Below are 15,959 nucleotides of genomic sequence, written 5' to 3' on the forward strand. Positions count from 1 at the left end.
TTTTGCGGGATTTTTTTATTTATGATTTATGATTGTTTTCTGTATAAATATACTTGTAATTTAATTCTGATGATTTTTCTATTTCTTTTTTTTCTTCGGATATATTAATTTCTATTTTTTTATCTTCTTTCTCTTCTTTCTCTTTTTCAGTATCTTCTTCTGATACAATTTCTTCTTGAATTACTGGTGGAACGTAATTTCCATTTTCATCAAACAATTCATCAAAAGCTGTTTTAGAGAACACAAATTTTTCTTTAATTACGCCTTTTTTTCGATAAAAAATCGCCAATAAAATCCCTGTAATAAACCCTGATAAATGTCCTTCCCATGAAATACCATCTTTAATTGGCAACACATACCAAATCATACTTCCGTATAAAAATATCATAATTAACGAAACTGCGACAAGTCGATACTGTTTTTTTATAATTCCGCTAAAAAACACAAAACTAAACAATAAATAAACAACGCCACTCGCCCCAATATGATAGGATTCACGAGCAATACTCCACGTTAAAAAACCGGTAAATAATCCACCGAAAATCAATATTTTTAAAGCAACTTCTCTATAAAAATAAAATAAACTCGCCGAAAGCACAAATAATGGCACGGAATTATTAAACAAATGCCCTGTATCGCCATGGATAAAAGGTGACATCAAAATTCCTTTTAAACCACTTAGTTCTCTTGGTAAAATACCAAATTTATTGAAATTGAAGCCAAAAGTAATTTCTATCCAATAGATAATCCAAATAGAAAATACAAAAATAAATGGCAACAAAAAAATGCGGTTCGAATATTTTAATTGAGTAGCTGTTTTCATAATTACTAAAATATCAAAAATAAATCCAACTAAAAATTTCGGAACATCTGTCAGAAATCTTTGCTATTTTTACCAAATGAATCAACCTTTGGCAGAAAGAATACGTCCACAACATTTATCAGATTATATAAGTCAACAACATTTGGTTGGTGAAAACGGTATTTTAACCAATCATATTAAGCAAGGAATTATTCCGTCATTAATTCTTTGGGGTCCTCCAGGAATTGGAAAAACAACACTTGCCAATATTATTGCCAACGAATCTGGGAGACCTTTTTATACTTTGAGCGCCATTAGCGCAGGTGTAAAAGATGTGCGTGAAATTATTGAAAAAGCGAAGAAAAGCGGCGGATTGTTTAGTCAAAAAAATCCTATTTTATTTATTGATGAAATTCATCGCTTTAGCAAATCACAACAAGATTCTTTACTTGGAGCAGTCGAAAAAGGCTGGATTACCTTAATTGGCGCCACCACCGAAAACCCAAGTTTTGAAGTAATTCCTGCCCTACTTTCTCGCTGTCAGGTGTATATTTTAAATTCTTTTGATAAAAATGATTTAATCGCATTGTTACATCGAGCCATCGAAAAAGATGCTTTTATTGCTGATAAAAAAATAATTTTAAAAGAAACAGATGCTTTATTGCAAGTATCTGGTGGCGATGCTCGAAAACTTTTAAATATTTTTGAATTATTAGTTGCTCCTGAAACAGAAATCGAGATTACGAATGAACTTGTTTTATCAAAAATTCAAAAAAACACGGTTCGCTACGACAAAACTGGTGAACAACATTACGATATTGTTTCGGCTTTTATAAAATCAATCCGAGGAAGCGACCCAAATGGCGCAGTTTATTGGCTCGCTAGAATGATTGAAGGTGGTGAAGATGTCAAATTTATTGCCCGAAGAATGCTAATTGCAGCTTCTGAAGATATTGGAAACGCCAATCCAACAGCATTTATTATGGCAAATAATACGTTTCAAGCGGTTTCGGTAATTGGCTATCCAGAATCACGAATTATTTTAAGTCAATGTGCTATTTATTTAGCAAATTCGGCTAAAAGTAACGCTTCTTATATGGCAATTGGCGAGGCTCAAAACCTAGTAAAAACAACAGGCGATTTACCAATTCCGTTGCATTTAAGAAATGCTCCAACCAAATTAATGAAAGATTTGAATTACGGAAAAGACTATCAATATTCACATAATTATTCAGGAAATTTTGTAAATCAAGAGTTTTTGCCCGAAGAAATAAAAAATACCAAATTCTACGAACCAGGAAATAATCCTCGAGAAAATCAATTTAGAGAAATCCTTAAAAAACGCTGGAAAGATAAATATCAGTATTAAAATTTAACCTGATATTTTTCACGAATTTTACGACCATTTTGATAATATTCAGCCGTCCAAGTAGTGTTTGTTTTATATAAAATTCCTTTTTTATTTTTTAAGATAAAAATAGTTGTAAGTTCTGTTTTTAAGAGTTCCAAAATCACTTCAGACGAAGTATTTAAAAGTTTAAAACCATCAACAACTGGTGTCGCCGTCAGACGAATAACATCAGTTTGAACTTGCTGAGGACTTTTCTCGATTTGTGTATTTAAGACAATTTCATCTGTGAAATCATACTTATATTTGAGTGCTTCAATACTTTTAAAAGCATTTCGAATTGCCTGATGATATGCTTTTTTATAATTTTTCTCCCTACTTTTTCCTTCTTTTGATAAAAAAACAAGCGTATTAGAACAGTCTTTCAACGCTACTTTATTTTTTGTTGTTAACAATCCTGAATCATCTACAATAGTTGCTGTTAATGCTAAACATCTATTTTTTGCGACATCATCTGGTAATTTTTCATCAGCTAAAAATGCCGTAAAACCATATTTGTTAAACAAAAATTTTGTTAATGAACTTGTTTGATACTCATCTGTTGTTCTTAAAAAATCAAACTTCTTTTCAACGATAATATATTTATATGAATTTACTTCTTTTTGTGAAAATACTGATGAAGTTATCAGACATAGCATGAAAAATATTTTTCTCATTTCTTTTTATTAATTAGTAATTATTTTGTTTTTAAAGGCTTTTTTCTGATGAAATATTACAAATATGTTTTTAGTTCTATTAAATTTGAGATACGTAAAACACCTGTTTTATTTTGATATTCCTGATGTTCATTAGCAAAATGAATTGCTAACATCCCTGAATTTAAAGCTCCTAAAATATCTGCTTCATAACTATCGCCAATCATTAAAGCGTTTTGCGGTATCGTATTTGCTTTATTCAACGCAAATTCAAAAACTTTAGGATTTGGCTTTTTTAATCCGATACTTTGCGAGGTTATAATTTCTTGAAAATAACTAGCAATTCCCGATTTTTGTAATTTTAAATTTTGAACTTCATCAAAACCATTGGTAATTATATGTAAATGATATTTTTGTTTCAAATAGTCTAAAACTTCAATAGTTCCTTCAAATAAATGATTATATGTTGGTAAATAAGCAATGTATTTATCAGAAATAGTTGCAATTAAATCCTGAGAAATATTATAATTTAACGCATCAAAAGCATCTTTTAATCTGTTAGTTTTTAAAGATTCTCTTGATATTTTATCCTCTCGATACAACTTCCAATATTTTAAATTTATCGGCATATAAGCTTCTAAAAAAAAGCCCACTTCTAACGAGATATTTTGTTCACTAAAAATCTGCTGAAAAGCTAAAGCAGCGTTTTTATCAAAATCCCAAAGTGTGTGATCTAAATCAAAAAAAATATGTTGTATATTCATCTTTATATTTTTAGCTGTTTCCGCTATTTTTTATACTTAAATTATCCATTTTTAACTATTTTCAATGTCGCATTGTATACTCGCTTCCATCCTCTCCAACGCTGATAATTACTTAAACTTTCATTGTGAAAAACAGTAATAAAAACACCGTTTACAGCTTTTATAGCATTATTTAAATCTCTAATTTTACCTAAAGATTGCTTGGGTGTGAGCTTCATATAATCATTCAAAGTTGTATCGACCAAAGCAACAGGAAATATTTTTAAGGGAGTTTGAATCTCGAACGCTAAATCATAAAAATAAAAAGGCGTACAGGTACTTGCACGAAAACCGACATGCGTTTCATACCCCATTGAATAATCTTCTTCAATTTCTAAATCGATTAAATTTTGATACGTTTCTGGCAACGAAATCCGTAAATAATGCTGACGAGAACGCTTTATCGACATATTAATAATATGCTCTAAACGTTCTTTCTCTTTTTTTAATAACGCTGAATTATTCATCGTAAAATACGACGAATGCAAGCCTACTCGAGCATAATCAACCATATCTTTTATCAGCAATTTAAATTTGCGCTTTGAAGTAGAAACATTCGTATCAAAAGTGGTATAATCGCCTACTAAAAAGAAAAAAATAGTTCTTATCTCATAGTTTTTTTTTAACGCTATAATCGAATTAAAAGTATTAAAAGGATCGGGTTTCAAATTTAATAAAACCGCTAGACGATTCCAAATCATAAAAATTTTTAAATACCAAGCATCCTTTAAAAAACCACCAATAGTGCGTACAAAACTTTTATGCTTATAAGCAAATGCATTATCGACATCAATAATTGAAATATATTCATATTTTCGAGTCGCATGCACATACGCTGGAAATCTATTTTTTAAGATTTCTAAAAATTTATATGCCCAAATATCAACCAATGGTTTTTCTAAAAAATTATGCTGAAAAGCAATGCTTTCTTTAGCTGAAAACCTGCCATGAACATCTTTTACATACGGTAAATACTCTTCATATCTCGAAATTAAATAAAAAGTAGCCGCAAAAATATCAAAAGGAATTTCCGAAGAACTATCCGTAGCGAAAAAACAAGGAATACCGTCCCATTTTTGAACATCTACATCAAAATCTTTAATGCCTTGTTGTAATAATAAATCATTACTTTTAATGAAAAACTCACTTCCTAAAGCCACTTTCGTATAGGTAAATTTAGCGCCATTATATGCCACAAATTCTTCTACTTTTCCCGTAAATTGAATCGGAATCTGTAAAATACGCGTAAAAATATGTTTAAAAACATACCGAATACGAGGCGTAATTTTAGGAGTATAAATTAAAATCATGAATTTATTAAAAGCCTTTTTAAAGAAATTAGTACCTACTTGCAAAGCTACTTTTTTTAATCACTAATTTCCAGATAAATATAATTCATTTTTTGCACAAGCCAAAATACAAATGTATCTTTGCAAACAATATTTCTTACTTATGAAAATTATTATAGCTGGGGCTGGAGACGTTGGTTTTCATTTAGCTAAACTCCTTTCTTACGAATCGCAAGATACCTACGTAATTGATTTTGATGGCGAAAAATTAGATCATATCAACAACCATTTAGATGTTATTACCAAAAAAGGAGATGCTGCTTCTATTAGTTTATTAAAAGAAGTTGGCATTGAATCTGCCGATTTATTATTAGCCGTTACCGAAAGCCAAAATACCAATTTTACAGTTGCCGTTATCGGGAAAGCTTTAGGAGCTAAAAAAACAATCGCCAGAATTAACAATCCTGAATTTTTAAAAAACGAAAGTATCAATTTTAAAGATTTTGGCGTAGATTTTATGATTTCTCCAGAAGCATTAGCTGCCGAGGAAATAAAACTCCTTTTAAACAGATCGTGCTTTAACGATACCGTAGCTTTTGAAAATGGTGTTTTTAATATTATGGGAACAAATCTTAGTTATAAATCGCCAATATTAGGACTAACCGTTAAAGAAGCTAAAGATAAATTTAGTAATGTTGATTTTATCAGCATCGCTATAAAACGAGAAGGTATTGCTCAAACAATTATTCCTCGTGGTGATACCATCTATAAAATAAACGACCAAGTTTATTTTTCGGTACCAAGTTATAGTATTTCAGATTTATATCCTATTATCGGTAAAGAACAAGTAAATATTAAAAATGTAATGATTCTTGGCGGTAGTAGCATTGGGCGAAAAACCTCAAGAAGCCTTTGCAAAGATAACTTTAATGTAAAAATCATTGAACGTAAAAAAGAAAAAGCACTAAATCTTGCTGATGATTTAATTGACACCTTAGTCGTGCATGGCGACGGTAGAAATATACAACTTTTAGAAGATGAAAATATTCGAGGAATGGATGCTTTTATTGCCGTAACAGGCGATTCGGAAACTAATATAATGTCTTGTTTGGTCGCTAAATCTAAAGGTGTTAAAAAAACAATTGCCTTAGTTGAAAATATGGATTATATCAGTATTTCACAAACTATTGGTATTGATACACTTATCAATAAAAAATTAATTGCTGCGAGTAATATTTTTCGTCATATCCGTAAAGGAGAAATTTTAGCCTTGGCAAACCTACATAATATTGATGCTGAAGTTTTTGAGTTTGAAGTACGCGATAGCGCAAAAGCAGCTCAAAAACCAATTAAAGAATTACGTTTCCCTAGAGAAGCTGTTTTTGGAGGCGTTATTAGAGATGGAAAACCACACATGTCTTTTGGTGATTTCCAACTGAAAGCTGGCGATAAAGCTATTGTTTTTTGTTTGCCTGAAGCTGTATCAATCGTAGAAGATTTGTTTAACTAATGGAGAAATTTAATCTAAAATTAATTTATCGATTTTTAGGAATTACCGCTGTTCTTAACGGATTATTTATGTGGTTTTCATTACCTTTTAGTTTTTATTATGATGAATCATCTAAATGGGGAATCGCCACGGCAGGTATTATTACCGTTGGATTAGGCTTAATACTTTATTTTTTTAATAAACCTGATAGTAAAAAAATCAAAAAGAAAGAAGGGTATTTAATCGTAAGTTTAGGCTGGCTTATTTTAACACTTACAGGTATGTTACCTTATTTATTATCGGGCAGTATTCCGAGCGTTACCAATGCTTTTTTTGAAACAATATCAGGATATTCTACCACAGGTTCTTCTATTTTAACTGATATCGAATCCATGCCAAAAGGAATTCTTTTTTGGCGAAGTGCAACCCACTGGATTGGTGGAATGGGAATCATCGTGCTTACTATTGCAATTTTACCCTTATTAGGAATTGGAGGAATGCAATTATTTATGGCAGAAGCACCAGGTCCATCCGCAGATAAATTACACCCTCGTATTACCGATACCGCAAAGCGTTTATGGTTAATTTATGTACTGCTTACTCTTGCTGAATTTTTACTTTTAAAAGTTGCTGGCATGGGGTGGTTTGATGCGATAAATCATGCAATGGCAACCATTAGTACAGGTGGTTTTTCTACTAAAAATGCGAGTGTTGCTCATTGGAATAACGCTCCTTTTATACAATATATCATTATATTTTTCATGTTTTTAGCAGGTATCAATTTCGTACTTACTTATTTTGCCTTAAAAGGAAAGGTTCGAAAAGTTATTCAAAGTGAAGAATTTAAATATTATTTATTCGGAGTATTAGGTATTTCAGGAATTATAGCCATCATGATTATTTTTAATCAGGATCCATCGTTACATACTTCGATAGCACATCCGATGGTGTACGGAAAAGTTGAAAGCGCGATACGACATTCCTTATTCTCAGTAATATCAGTAGTAACCACCACAGGTTTTGTTACCGCAGATTTTACCATGTGGAGTTATTTTGTTACAGCAATTTTCTTTTCCCTATTTTTCTTGGGAGGTTCAGCAGGTTCTACCTCTGGAGGTGTTAAAATTGTACGACATATTATCTTACTAAAAAGTAGTTTTTTAGAATTTAAAAGAACCTTACATCCGAATGCAATAATTCCCGTTCGTTATGACGGAAAAGCGGTAAAACAAACCATTGTATTTAACATTTTATCATTCTTTGTATTGTATATGTTAATTTTTATTGTAGGAACAATTATACTTACTTTCTTTGGTTTAGATTTTTATTCTGCCCTAGGAGCTTGTGCCTCTTCGTTAGGAAATATTGGCCCTGGAATCGGTACGGTAAGTCCTGTTGATAATTTCAATCATTTATCAATCGGTGCAAAATGGTTTTGTTCCTTTTTAATGCTCATAGGTCGTTTGGAACTTTTTACAGTACTTATTTTATTTACTCCTTTCTTTTGGCGTAAAAATTAATATTTCATAATATCTTTATATTTTATAAAAAACAAATCATAAAATAAGAAAACCCCAATTTTATCGGGGTTTTTCTTGTTTATAACAATAAATTATCTTTATTTGTTAGCTTCAAGATAATCGCTAAAAAAATTAAAAATGAATGCAGATTCTTTTACTATTTTAAAATATAAACATATAAATAATACTTTTTCTTTATTTATTCTTTGTTTTTTTATTTTTATCTCTTCAAATATTGCACTTGCCAAACCAATAAATAGCAGTCCTAACGTACGCTTAAAGATCAGTACAGCTACCGCAGAAAGAAATACCAGAATATATTATACCCAAGGAAAAACAACAAATTTCGATAATGGATATGATGGTTCTTTATTTGGAGGAGTTGCACTTAGTTTTGCATTATATACACAATTAGTTTCAGATAAAAATGGGAAAAAATTAGGCATTCAAACAGTACCACAAGCGTATGAAAAAATGGTAATTCCTATTGGATTAATTATCAGTGCAAATCAAGAAATAACTTTTTCAGCAACAATTGAAAACTTCCCAGAAAACCTTGAAGTATACTTAGAAGATAGGGTTAATAATTTATTTATCAATCTATCAAAAGGTACACATAATCATACAATTACTAAAAACACCAATGGTGTTGGACAGTTTTTTTTACATACTTCTTTTACTGGTATTCCTACGCCTCCAAGCACAGCAACATGGACGGGAAATACCAATAATGATTGGCATATTTTCTCTAATTGGTTTTCAAATACCGTACCTTCCGCTACTAGCGATATTATTATTCCTGCTGATTTAAATAAGTATCCAACAGCAAATTCGGCGGTAACTTTTAAATCGTTAACCTTACATTCAGGAGCTTCTTTTATCCCTAAAGATAAAGTTACAGGTAACATCACCTATAAAAGAATGATTCCTGATACTAAATGGCATTTAATTTCATCGCCTGTTTTAGGAGAGAATACTCAAAATATTATTCAAAATGAACCTTTAGCAACAGGATTACAGACGAATATCGGACTTGCAAATTTTAGTAATAATGGAAATACTCCTTGGATTTACGCCACGAAAACAAGCAATAATGATATTTTATCAGGAAAAGGAATGTCTGTAAAATTAACAACTCCTAAAAGTTTCTCCTTTACAGGAAGGGCAAATACATCAAGTGTTTCTTACCCAATTTCAACAGGTTCTCGAAATAATTTTAATTTAGTCGGAAATCCATTTACAGCATATATAAATTCTCAAAACTTTGCACTTAGCAACACAAACGTACTTGAATCTCAAACAATTTGGATTTGGAATGGCTCATATTATGAAACGTATAATGCCAATAATCCTATTGAAATCGCACCAGGACAAGCATTTTTTGTGGAAGCAATAAGCAATGAAAATATTATTTTTGATGCTTCAAATCAAAAACATCAAACAACAGATACTTTTAAAAGACCACAAAAAAACCCGTCTTTTGAATTATTTGTAACAGATGAAAAAAACACAAAATCTACAAAAGTTTTCTATGTCGAAAACAAAACAACTGGCTTTGATAATGGCTATGATTCTAAAATATTTGGAGGCACAACATCTTCAAATTTTGAAGTATTTACCGAATTAATCACCAAAAATAAACAACATAAAAATCAACCAAAATTAGCCATACAAACATTGCCGACTTCTAAAATTGAAGAACTAATAATCCCTATTGGTTTAAACGCAAAAAAATCTCAAAAAATAACTTTTTCGATTCATAAAACAAACTTTCCTGAAAATATTCAAATTTATTTAGAAGATAGAATCAACAATACTTTTACGAATATTTCAACTAAAAAACATCCATTAATTTTAGAAAATAACACAAAATCTAGCGGAAGATTCTATATTCATACCACTACTGATAATTTAGAAAAAAATAATATTCAGAAAAAAATACAGAAAATTTCTATTTATAAATCAGCCAATAATACCCTTATAATTACAGGACTAGAAAATCAAGAAACACAAAAAGTATCTTTAAAAATATTTTCTATTTTAGGAAAAAAAATGCTCAACAAACAATTTAATGCCACGCAAACAAACATTATTGAAATACCAAAAATGGCAAAAGGGATTTATATTGTCGAATTACATACTGATTTAGGAAAAATCAACAAAAAAATTATATTTGATTAAATTATGATTTTAGAAAAAAAACTCGAAGATAAAAGGATTTTATGGCTTCAAAATAAAAATCAATATATTGTTGTTGAACCTGTTGTTGCACAAATAATAACGCTTTTAAATAATAATTTTTCAAACAAAGAAATTGCCCATACTTTAGCGGATAAAATAACCGTTCCTCAACAAGAACTAATTACTTTTATTCAAGAAATAGCCAACAATATACTTTCTGAAAATAAAGACGATAACAATCTTAAAAATAATATTATTTTGGATGTTCCTCAAAAATTTGAGTATCATTATTACTACAAAATGAATACTATTATCATTAAAGTAAGCTATTTATCGGATTATGAAAAATATTTAGTGCATCCAAAATTTGCACATTTAGAAATAGATAAACCTTCAGAAATAAGCCATCATTACAAAGTTTATAGCACTGAAAAACACATTTCTTTTTCTATTGATAATAACATTATTGATACTTGGGAGTTAAACGAAGTTCATTATTTTCAAGGGAAATTTTCTATGAAAATTGTAGAACATATCCACCAAAAAGAAGAAGCAGAATGGCTGGGAGTTTTTCACGCATCCGCAATAAGTAACGGCAAGGAATCAATGCTTTTTTTAGGTGATTCTGGTAACGGTAAAAGTACGTCTTTAGCCTTATTACAAGCCAATTATTTTACCTGTTTAGCCGACGATTTTGTGCCAATTGATGCTGAAAAAAAGCATATTTATAGTTTTCCTTCAGCGATTTCTATCAAAAAAAATAGCTTGCCTGCCCTACTTCCTATTTATCCTGAATTGGAAACTTCGGCAGAATATAATTTTGAAAGATTACATAAAATTGTACGTTACTTAATTCCTAACAACACCGATTATCAACAACATTTGCCTTGCAAAGCATTGATTTTTATCAAATATGAAAAAGATAGTGATTTACAGATTTCAGAAATATCAAACTTAAATGCTTTTGAGCAATTAGTTCCTGATTCTTGGCTATCGCCAATTGCTGAAAATGCGGAGAAATTTTTAAATTGGTTTGAAAAACTGCCTTGTTATCAACTTACGTATTCTGATAACAAAAAAATGATTGCTACCGTGCATAAAATTTTTAATGATGAATTATAAAGAAACGTTATTTTTTATCGGAAAATGTTTAACGATTACCCATGAAAAAGATAATCGTATTTTAGTTGAAAAAGAATTAAAATCCGATACTATAAATTGGGATAATATTGTTAAAATAACTACTGGTCATTATGTATTTCCTGCATTATATTGCAACTTAAAACGTGCTGATTTCCTTCATTATTTACCCGAAGATTTAGTAGAATATATGAAATATATTACTGACTTAAATCGGGATAGAAATCAGCAAATAATTAAAGAAGCTAAAGAAATAAACACACTATTATTAGCAAATAATATTACGCCTATTTTCTTAAAAGGAACAGGGAATTTATTAGAAGGTTTGTACCAAGATATTGCCGAACGAATGGTTGGTGATGCTGATATATTGGTCAATAATAACAATTTTAGAAAAGCAATACGTGTTCTAAAAGAAAATGGATACAGTGAAAAATCTGAAAATTTTGTAGATAATACACTTGTAAATAGACACTATCCTAAGTTAACAAAAAAAGGTAAAATAACTGCTATTGAAGTTCATTATAAAATGGTTCGTAACGAAAAAGGATTTTCCTATAATGATGTAAAAAACAGTTTAAAAACTTTAAAGGATACAACTACAATACTATCATATAATAATCAACTATTATTAACCTGCTTTAATAAACAAATTAATGATAGAGGACAATGGACAAAAAGTATTGCTTTTAGAAACTTTTATGACGTGTATTTATTATCAAAATTTACCGATACAGAAACAGTAATCAGCAATTTTAAACATTCTGAAGCGGATTATTTGAACAATTTTATAGCTAGTTGTAGTTATTTTTTTAATGCACCTATTTCCTTAAAATATACCAAAACAAAACAAGCTGAAAAATTTGTGAAAAAGCAAGTTTCATTAATTAAAAAGCCAAAAATTTTTAATTTAAATAAAAATTTTTGGCTTTCCTATTTTATGACAAAAGAAACGTTATCTGTTATTATAAGAGCATTTTACCTAAAAGAATATCGTACTTATATATTCGATAGAATAAAAGAACTTAAAACATCTAAACAGAATTAAATCAACTCCTTAACCGCTTCAAAATCTAACCCTCCATAATTACCTGAACTCATTAATAGTAAAGCAGTGTTTTCTAAATTTTGATTAAATAAAAATTCTTTGAAATCGGTAGGATTTGTATAAATAATTAAATCATCACGCTCAAAAGCGGTTGCTATTTGTTGCTCAGTAACGGCTTCTAATTGTTTAATTTTAACCGCATCTGGTGAATAAAATACAACGGCTTTATCAGCTTTAGCTAATGCGCCTTTATACTCTTTTAAAAATTCTGCATTTAAGCTAGAATAGGTGTGCAATTCTAAACAGGCTAAAACACTGCGTTCTTTATATTGATTTTTTACCGCCCTGGTAGTTGCTTTTACTTTACTTGGGCTGTGTGCAAAATCTTTGAAAATTACCGAATTTTTATTTTCCGCAATTTTTTCTAAACGTTTACTTGCTCCTTTAAAACTAGCAATTGCTTCATAAAATTCATCTTCATCAATTCCCATGTGCTGACAAATCCACTTTGCTCCTGCTATATTTTGTAAATTATGTTCTCCAAAAATTTCTAAAGGCAAATCACCGTCAGGAGAATCTAAATACGTAATTCCATTATCAATAAAATATTCAGGGGTTTTATACGGATAAATTTTAATAGCATTTGTTGAGTTTTCAACGATATCTTTTACAACCGTATCTTGCTCATTATACACCATCATTCCTCCGTTGGTAAGCGAATCTGTAAAAATTTTAAACTGCTCATTATAGTTTTCAATAGTTGGAAATACGTTAATATGATCCCAAGAAATTCCGCTTAACAAGGCTATATTTGGTTTGTATAAATGGAATTTAGGACGCATATCTATTGGCGAACTTAAATATTCATCGCCTTCTAAAACAATAAATTCATTTTCTTTGGTTAAATGCACCATGGTTTCAAAGCCATCTAACTGAGCTCCTACCATATAATCAACCTCTCTTTCATGATAATTCATCACATGTAAAATCATTGAAGTAATGGTTGTTTTTCCGTGAGAACCACCAATAACGACACGCGTTTTATCTTTAGATTGCTCATATAAAAATTCAGGATATGAATATATTTTAACACCTAATTCTTGTGCTTTTAACAATTCTGGATTGTCTTTTTTAGCGTGCATTCCTAAAATTATAGCCTCTAAATCAGTGGTTATCTTTTCAGAGAACCAACCAAATTCGTTCGGTAATAATCCGTGTTTTTCTAAACGAGTTTTAGATGGATTATGAATTGTATCATCACTTCCTGTTACGATGTCTCCTTTTTGATGTAGGGCAATTGCTAAATTATGCATTGCACTTCCGCCGATAGCTATAAAATGTACTCTCATTTAAATATTCTAAATTTTATGTAAAGATAATAAACTATAAAAATGGTTTACTAGTTTGTTTATAAAAAATAATTAGAATATTTTCTTCGGATACATAAAAAACAGTAAAAAAGGCTTCCAAAATTGGAAGCCTTTTTTCTCTAAAAACTAAAAATACTATTATTATACCGTAGCAGCTACACCATTATAACATGCTTGATAAATGGCTTTAATTTCTTCGAATTTTGGTTTTCTTGGGTTAAAAAGCGTACAAGGATCTTTCATTGCATTTTCAGTTAATGTATCCAATTTAGCTTCCCAATCTTCTTTTGAAATTCCGTATTCTTTTAAAGAACCAACAACTCCAGCAGTTTCACGTAAAGTTGAAATATCTTGTGCAAAATCTTCTGCAGTAGATTTCCCTAACATTTTAGCTAAAATTTCGTATTTATCGGTTACTTTTGAGTTGAAACGAACAACATTTGGCATTAAAATAGCATTCGCACATCCATGAGGAATACCAAAAGTACCACCTAATTGATGCGACATTGAATGTACAATTCCTAACCAAACATTGGTAAACGCCATACCTCCCATACAAGAAGCATCATGCATTATTTGACGTGCTTCTAAGTTTTGTGGCTCCTCAAGAACGGTCGGTAATGTTTTAAATACTAAATCAATAGCTTCTTTTGCTAAAGCGTCATTATACCTGTCGGCAATATTTGAAGCAAAAGCCTCTACCCCATGACTTAACACGTCTAAACCTGTGTTTGCAGTAACATGTTTTGGCATACTTACACAAAGCTCACCATCAATAATTGCAACATCTGGTGTTAATTCGTGCGATACAATTGGGTATTTTGTTCCTTTTTCTCTATCAGTAATTACTGAAAGTCCTGTAACCTCAGTTCCTGTTCCACTTGTTGAAGGTATTGCTACAAAAATTGCTTTATTACGCAAAGGTTTTACAGCAAAAGGAGCTGCTAATTCTTCTAGTTTTGAATCTGGATATTCATAATAAATCCACATTGCTTTTGCTGCATCAATAGCCGAACACCCTCCTAAACCGATAATAATATCTGGTTGTTCTTGTGTGAAAAAAGCCGCACCTTTAAGTACTGTATCAATTGATGGATCTGGCTCTACTCCTTCAAATATTGAAGATTCTATTGAAGCTTCTGAAAGAAATTTTTGAGTTCTTTCTAAAGAACCATTTTTCTTTACAGAACTACCACCGATAACGATAACTGCTTTGTTTCCTTTTAAGTTTTTTATGTTTTCAAGACTTCCTAGTCCGTGATGTATTTCTTTTGGTACAATAAATTTTGCCATCGTAATGTTGTTTTATAATTATGATGCAAAACTACTGCGACGCTTTCAAAAAAGAATTACTAATATGGTTCAACTACTTATGAAAAAAGTCCAAGTTTGTTTTATCGAGTTTTTATCTAATAAATATCTCTAGGGTTTACACCAAATTTATTCTTAAAGGCAATACTAAAATTAGATAAATTGTTATACCCGTACTCTAAATAAATATCAGAAGCTTTTAAACTACCGTTTTCTAAGGCTTCTTTTGCTTTTTGCAAGCGCTTGTCCTGCAACCATTTTCCCGGTGTTACGTTGTATTCTGAGGTGAAATGACGTTTAAAGGTAGATAAACTCATGTTGCATAAAAAGGCGATTTCTTCTAATTTTAAGTTAGAATACACATTACTTTCTACCGTTTTTTTAAAAGATGAACTTTCTTTAGCTATTAAGGAATGTAAGTAAATTTCAAATTTTTCGCCATATTTACCTAATAAATAGAGCATTATCTCTTCAAATTTAACCGAAAGAATTTTATCTTTAAAAGCGGTATTTGTTAATGTAATACTTGTTAGCGAATTTAAATACCAAGTAATATACGCATCATTTTCAATAACAAAATAAGAAATTTCTTCAGGTTTAATTTTAGTTAATGTTGCATGTTTTTCTAAAAAACACTTTAATTTATCTTCAGAAAAAAAAAGAAGTTTACAGTAATAAATATCTTCATTATCTAATAATTCTGTCCACAAACAATTACCATTTTTTATAAGTAACGACTGCTCTTTATTTACAGAAACAGCGGTATCGGCAAAATGAACCTGTTTTTTACCTACTTGCAAAAAACTAAACATATTCATGCTTAAATTCACCTTACTTTTTATAACATCATTTGTCATTTTAAAATCATAAACAAATAATTCAGGTTTTGTAATTGTAGCACCTAAATATGCTTCGGGAATGTTTTCTATAGCCATATTTCTAAAAATAAAGGACAAATATATT

General features: G+C 30.1%; 13 protein-coding genes. 6 read left to right on the forward strand and 7 right to left on the reverse strand.

What is annotated here, in order from left to right:
• Nucleotides 1–19: 19 nt before the first annotated feature.
• The gene (locus L0U72_RS07130) at nucleotides 20–823 is read right to left on the reverse strand and encodes a rhomboid family intramembrane serine protease (RefSeq protein ID WP_233883552.1); all 804 of its coding nucleotides are present in this window, start codon (nucleotides 821–823) and stop codon (nucleotides 20–22) included.
• Nucleotides 824–899: 76 nt separating this feature from the next.
• On the opposite strand from L0U72_RS07130, the gene L0U72_RS07135 reads away from it, so the two are divergent.
• The gene (locus L0U72_RS07135; RefSeq protein ID WP_193699743.1) at nucleotides 900–2,171 is read left to right on the forward strand and encodes a replication-associated recombination protein A; all 1,272 of its coding nucleotides are present in this window, start codon (nucleotides 900–902) and stop codon (nucleotides 2,169–2,171) included.
• Here L0U72_RS07135 and L0U72_RS07140 read toward each other — a convergent pair.
• The 3 genes from L0U72_RS07140 to L0U72_RS07150 are packed head-to-tail and all read right to left on the reverse strand — an operon-like array spanning nucleotide 2,168 to nucleotide 4,958.
• The gene (locus tag L0U72_RS07140) at nucleotides 2,168–2,866 is read right to left on the reverse strand and encodes a hypothetical protein (RefSeq protein ID WP_101916667.1); all 699 of its coding nucleotides are present in this window, start codon (nucleotides 2,864–2,866) and stop codon (nucleotides 2,168–2,170) included. The genes L0U72_RS07135 and L0U72_RS07140 overlap by 4 nt on opposite strands.
• Nucleotides 2,867–2,922: 56 nt before the next feature.
• On the reverse strand, nucleotides 2,923–3,609 hold the full coding sequence (locus L0U72_RS07145) for a YjjG family noncanonical pyrimidine nucleotidase (RefSeq protein ID WP_233883553.1): 687 nt from the start codon (nucleotides 3,607–3,609) through the stop codon (nucleotides 2,923–2,925).
• A 41-nt stretch (nucleotides 3,610–3,650) separates the two neighbouring features.
• Entirely contained in the window at nucleotides 3,651–4,958 is a 1,308-nt protein-coding gene (locus L0U72_RS07150) for a polysaccharide deacetylase family protein (protein WP_233897391.1), read from the reverse strand.
• Between the two features lie 142 nt (nucleotides 4,959–5,100).
• Here L0U72_RS07150 and trkA point away from each other — a divergent pair, with 142 nt between their 5' ends.
• The 5 genes from trkA to L0U72_RS07175 all read left to right on the forward strand — a co-directional run bounded on the left by trkA (nucleotide 5,101) and on the right by L0U72_RS07175 (nucleotide 12,315).
• On the forward strand, nucleotides 5,101–6,447 hold the full coding sequence (gene trkA / locus L0U72_RS07155) for a Trk system potassium transporter TrkA (RefSeq protein WP_101916670.1): 1,347 nt from the start codon (nucleotides 5,101–5,103) through the stop codon (nucleotides 6,445–6,447).
• A complete protein-coding gene (locus tag L0U72_RS07160; RefSeq protein ID WP_101916671.1) occupies nucleotides 6,447–7,946 on the forward strand; it encodes a TrkH family potassium uptake protein in 1,500 nt (499 codons plus the stop codon). The genes trkA and L0U72_RS07160 overlap by 1 nt, the downstream gene beginning before the upstream one ends.
• A gap of 138 nt (nucleotides 7,947–8,084) precedes the next feature.
• The gene (locus tag L0U72_RS07165; RefSeq protein ID WP_233898761.1) at nucleotides 8,085–10,127 is read left to right on the forward strand and encodes a T9SS type A sorting domain-containing protein; all 2,043 of its coding nucleotides are present in this window, start codon (nucleotides 8,085–8,087) and stop codon (nucleotides 10,125–10,127) included.
• 3 nt (nucleotides 10,128–10,130) lie between these two features.
• Complete coding sequence (locus tag L0U72_RS07170) at nucleotides 10,131–11,249, forward strand: phosphoenolpyruvate carboxykinase (ATP) (protein WP_233898762.1); 1,119 nt, start codon at nucleotides 10,131–10,133, stop codon at nucleotides 11,247–11,249.
• Nucleotides 11,239–12,315 (forward strand): nucleotidyltransferase domain-containing protein, encoded by a 1,077-nt coding sequence (locus L0U72_RS07175; protein WP_233898763.1) that lies wholly within the window; start codon nucleotides 11,239–11,241, stop codon nucleotides 12,313–12,315. Before L0U72_RS07170 ends, L0U72_RS07175 begins: the two co-directional genes overlap by 11 nt.
• Here L0U72_RS07175 and L0U72_RS07180 read toward each other — a convergent pair.
• From L0U72_RS07180 to L0U72_RS07190, 3 genes are all read right to left on the reverse strand, one after another.
• Nucleotides 12,312–13,664 carry a UDP-N-acetylmuramate--L-alanine ligase gene (locus tag L0U72_RS07180; protein WP_233898764.1) on the reverse strand — a complete coding sequence of 451 codons (1,353 nt, stop codon included), beginning with the start codon at nucleotides 13,662–13,664 and terminating at the stop codon, nucleotides 12,312–12,314. The genes L0U72_RS07175 and L0U72_RS07180 overlap by 4 nt on opposite strands.
• 162 nt (nucleotides 13,665–13,826) lie before the next feature.
• On the reverse strand, nucleotides 13,827–14,978 hold the full coding sequence (locus L0U72_RS07185; protein WP_101914710.1) for an iron-containing alcohol dehydrogenase: 1,152 nt from the start codon (nucleotides 14,976–14,978) through the stop codon (nucleotides 13,827–13,829).
• A gap of 116 nt (nucleotides 14,979–15,094) precedes the next feature.
• Entirely contained in the window at nucleotides 15,095–15,931 is an 837-nt protein-coding gene (locus L0U72_RS07190; protein WP_233897385.1) for a helix-turn-helix domain-containing protein, read from the reverse strand.
• Nucleotides 15,932–15,959 lie beyond the last annotated feature (28 nt).

The sequence above is a fragment of the Tenacibaculum piscium genome (genome assembly GCF_021390755.1).
Lineage (GTDB): Bacteria > Bacteroidota > Bacteroidia > Flavobacteriales > Flavobacteriaceae > Polaribacter > Polaribacter piscius.

Bases quoted from the DNA above. Each gene is read 5' to 3' on its own strand.
- L0U72_RS07130 (WP_233883552.1), bottom strand. From the start codon at position 823: ATGAAAACAGCTACTCAATTAAAATATTCGAACCGCATTTTTTTGTTG.
- L0U72_RS07135 (WP_193699743.1), top strand. From the start codon at position 900: ATGAATCAACCTTTGGCAGAAAGAATACGTCCACAACATTTATCAGAT.
- L0U72_RS07140 (WP_101916667.1), bottom strand. From the start codon at position 2,866: ATGAGAAAAATATTTTTCATGCTATGTCTGATAACTTCATCAGTATTT.
- L0U72_RS07145 (WP_233883553.1), bottom strand. From the start codon at position 3,609: ATGAATATACAACATATTTTTTTTGATTTAGATCACACACTTTGGGAT.
- L0U72_RS07150 (WP_233897391.1), bottom strand. From the start codon at position 4,958: ATGATTTTAATTTATACTCCTAAAATTACGCCTCGTATTCGGTATGTT.
- trkA (WP_101916670.1), top strand. From the start codon at position 5,101: ATGAAAATTATTATAGCTGGGGCTGGAGACGTTGGTTTTCATTTAGCT.
- L0U72_RS07160 (WP_101916671.1), top strand. From the start codon at position 6,447: ATGGAGAAATTTAATCTAAAATTAATTTATCGATTTTTAGGAATTACC.
- L0U72_RS07165 (WP_233898761.1), top strand. From the start codon at position 8,085: ATGAATGCAGATTCTTTTACTATTTTAAAATATAAACATATAAATAAT.
- L0U72_RS07170 (WP_233898762.1), top strand. From the start codon at position 10,131: ATGATTTTAGAAAAAAAACTCGAAGATAAAAGGATTTTATGGCTTCAA.
- L0U72_RS07175 (WP_233898763.1), top strand. From the start codon at position 11,239: ATGAATTATAAAGAAACGTTATTTTTTATCGGAAAATGTTTAACGATT.
- L0U72_RS07180 (WP_233898764.1), bottom strand. From the start codon at position 13,664: ATGAGAGTACATTTTATAGCTATCGGCGGAAGTGCAATGCATAATTTA.
- L0U72_RS07185 (WP_101914710.1), bottom strand. From the start codon at position 14,978: ATGGCAAAATTTATTGTACCAAAAGAAATACATCACGGACTAGGAAGT.
- L0U72_RS07190 (WP_233897385.1), bottom strand. From the start codon at position 15,931: ATGGCTATAGAAAACATTCCCGAAGCATATTTAGGTGCTACAATTACA.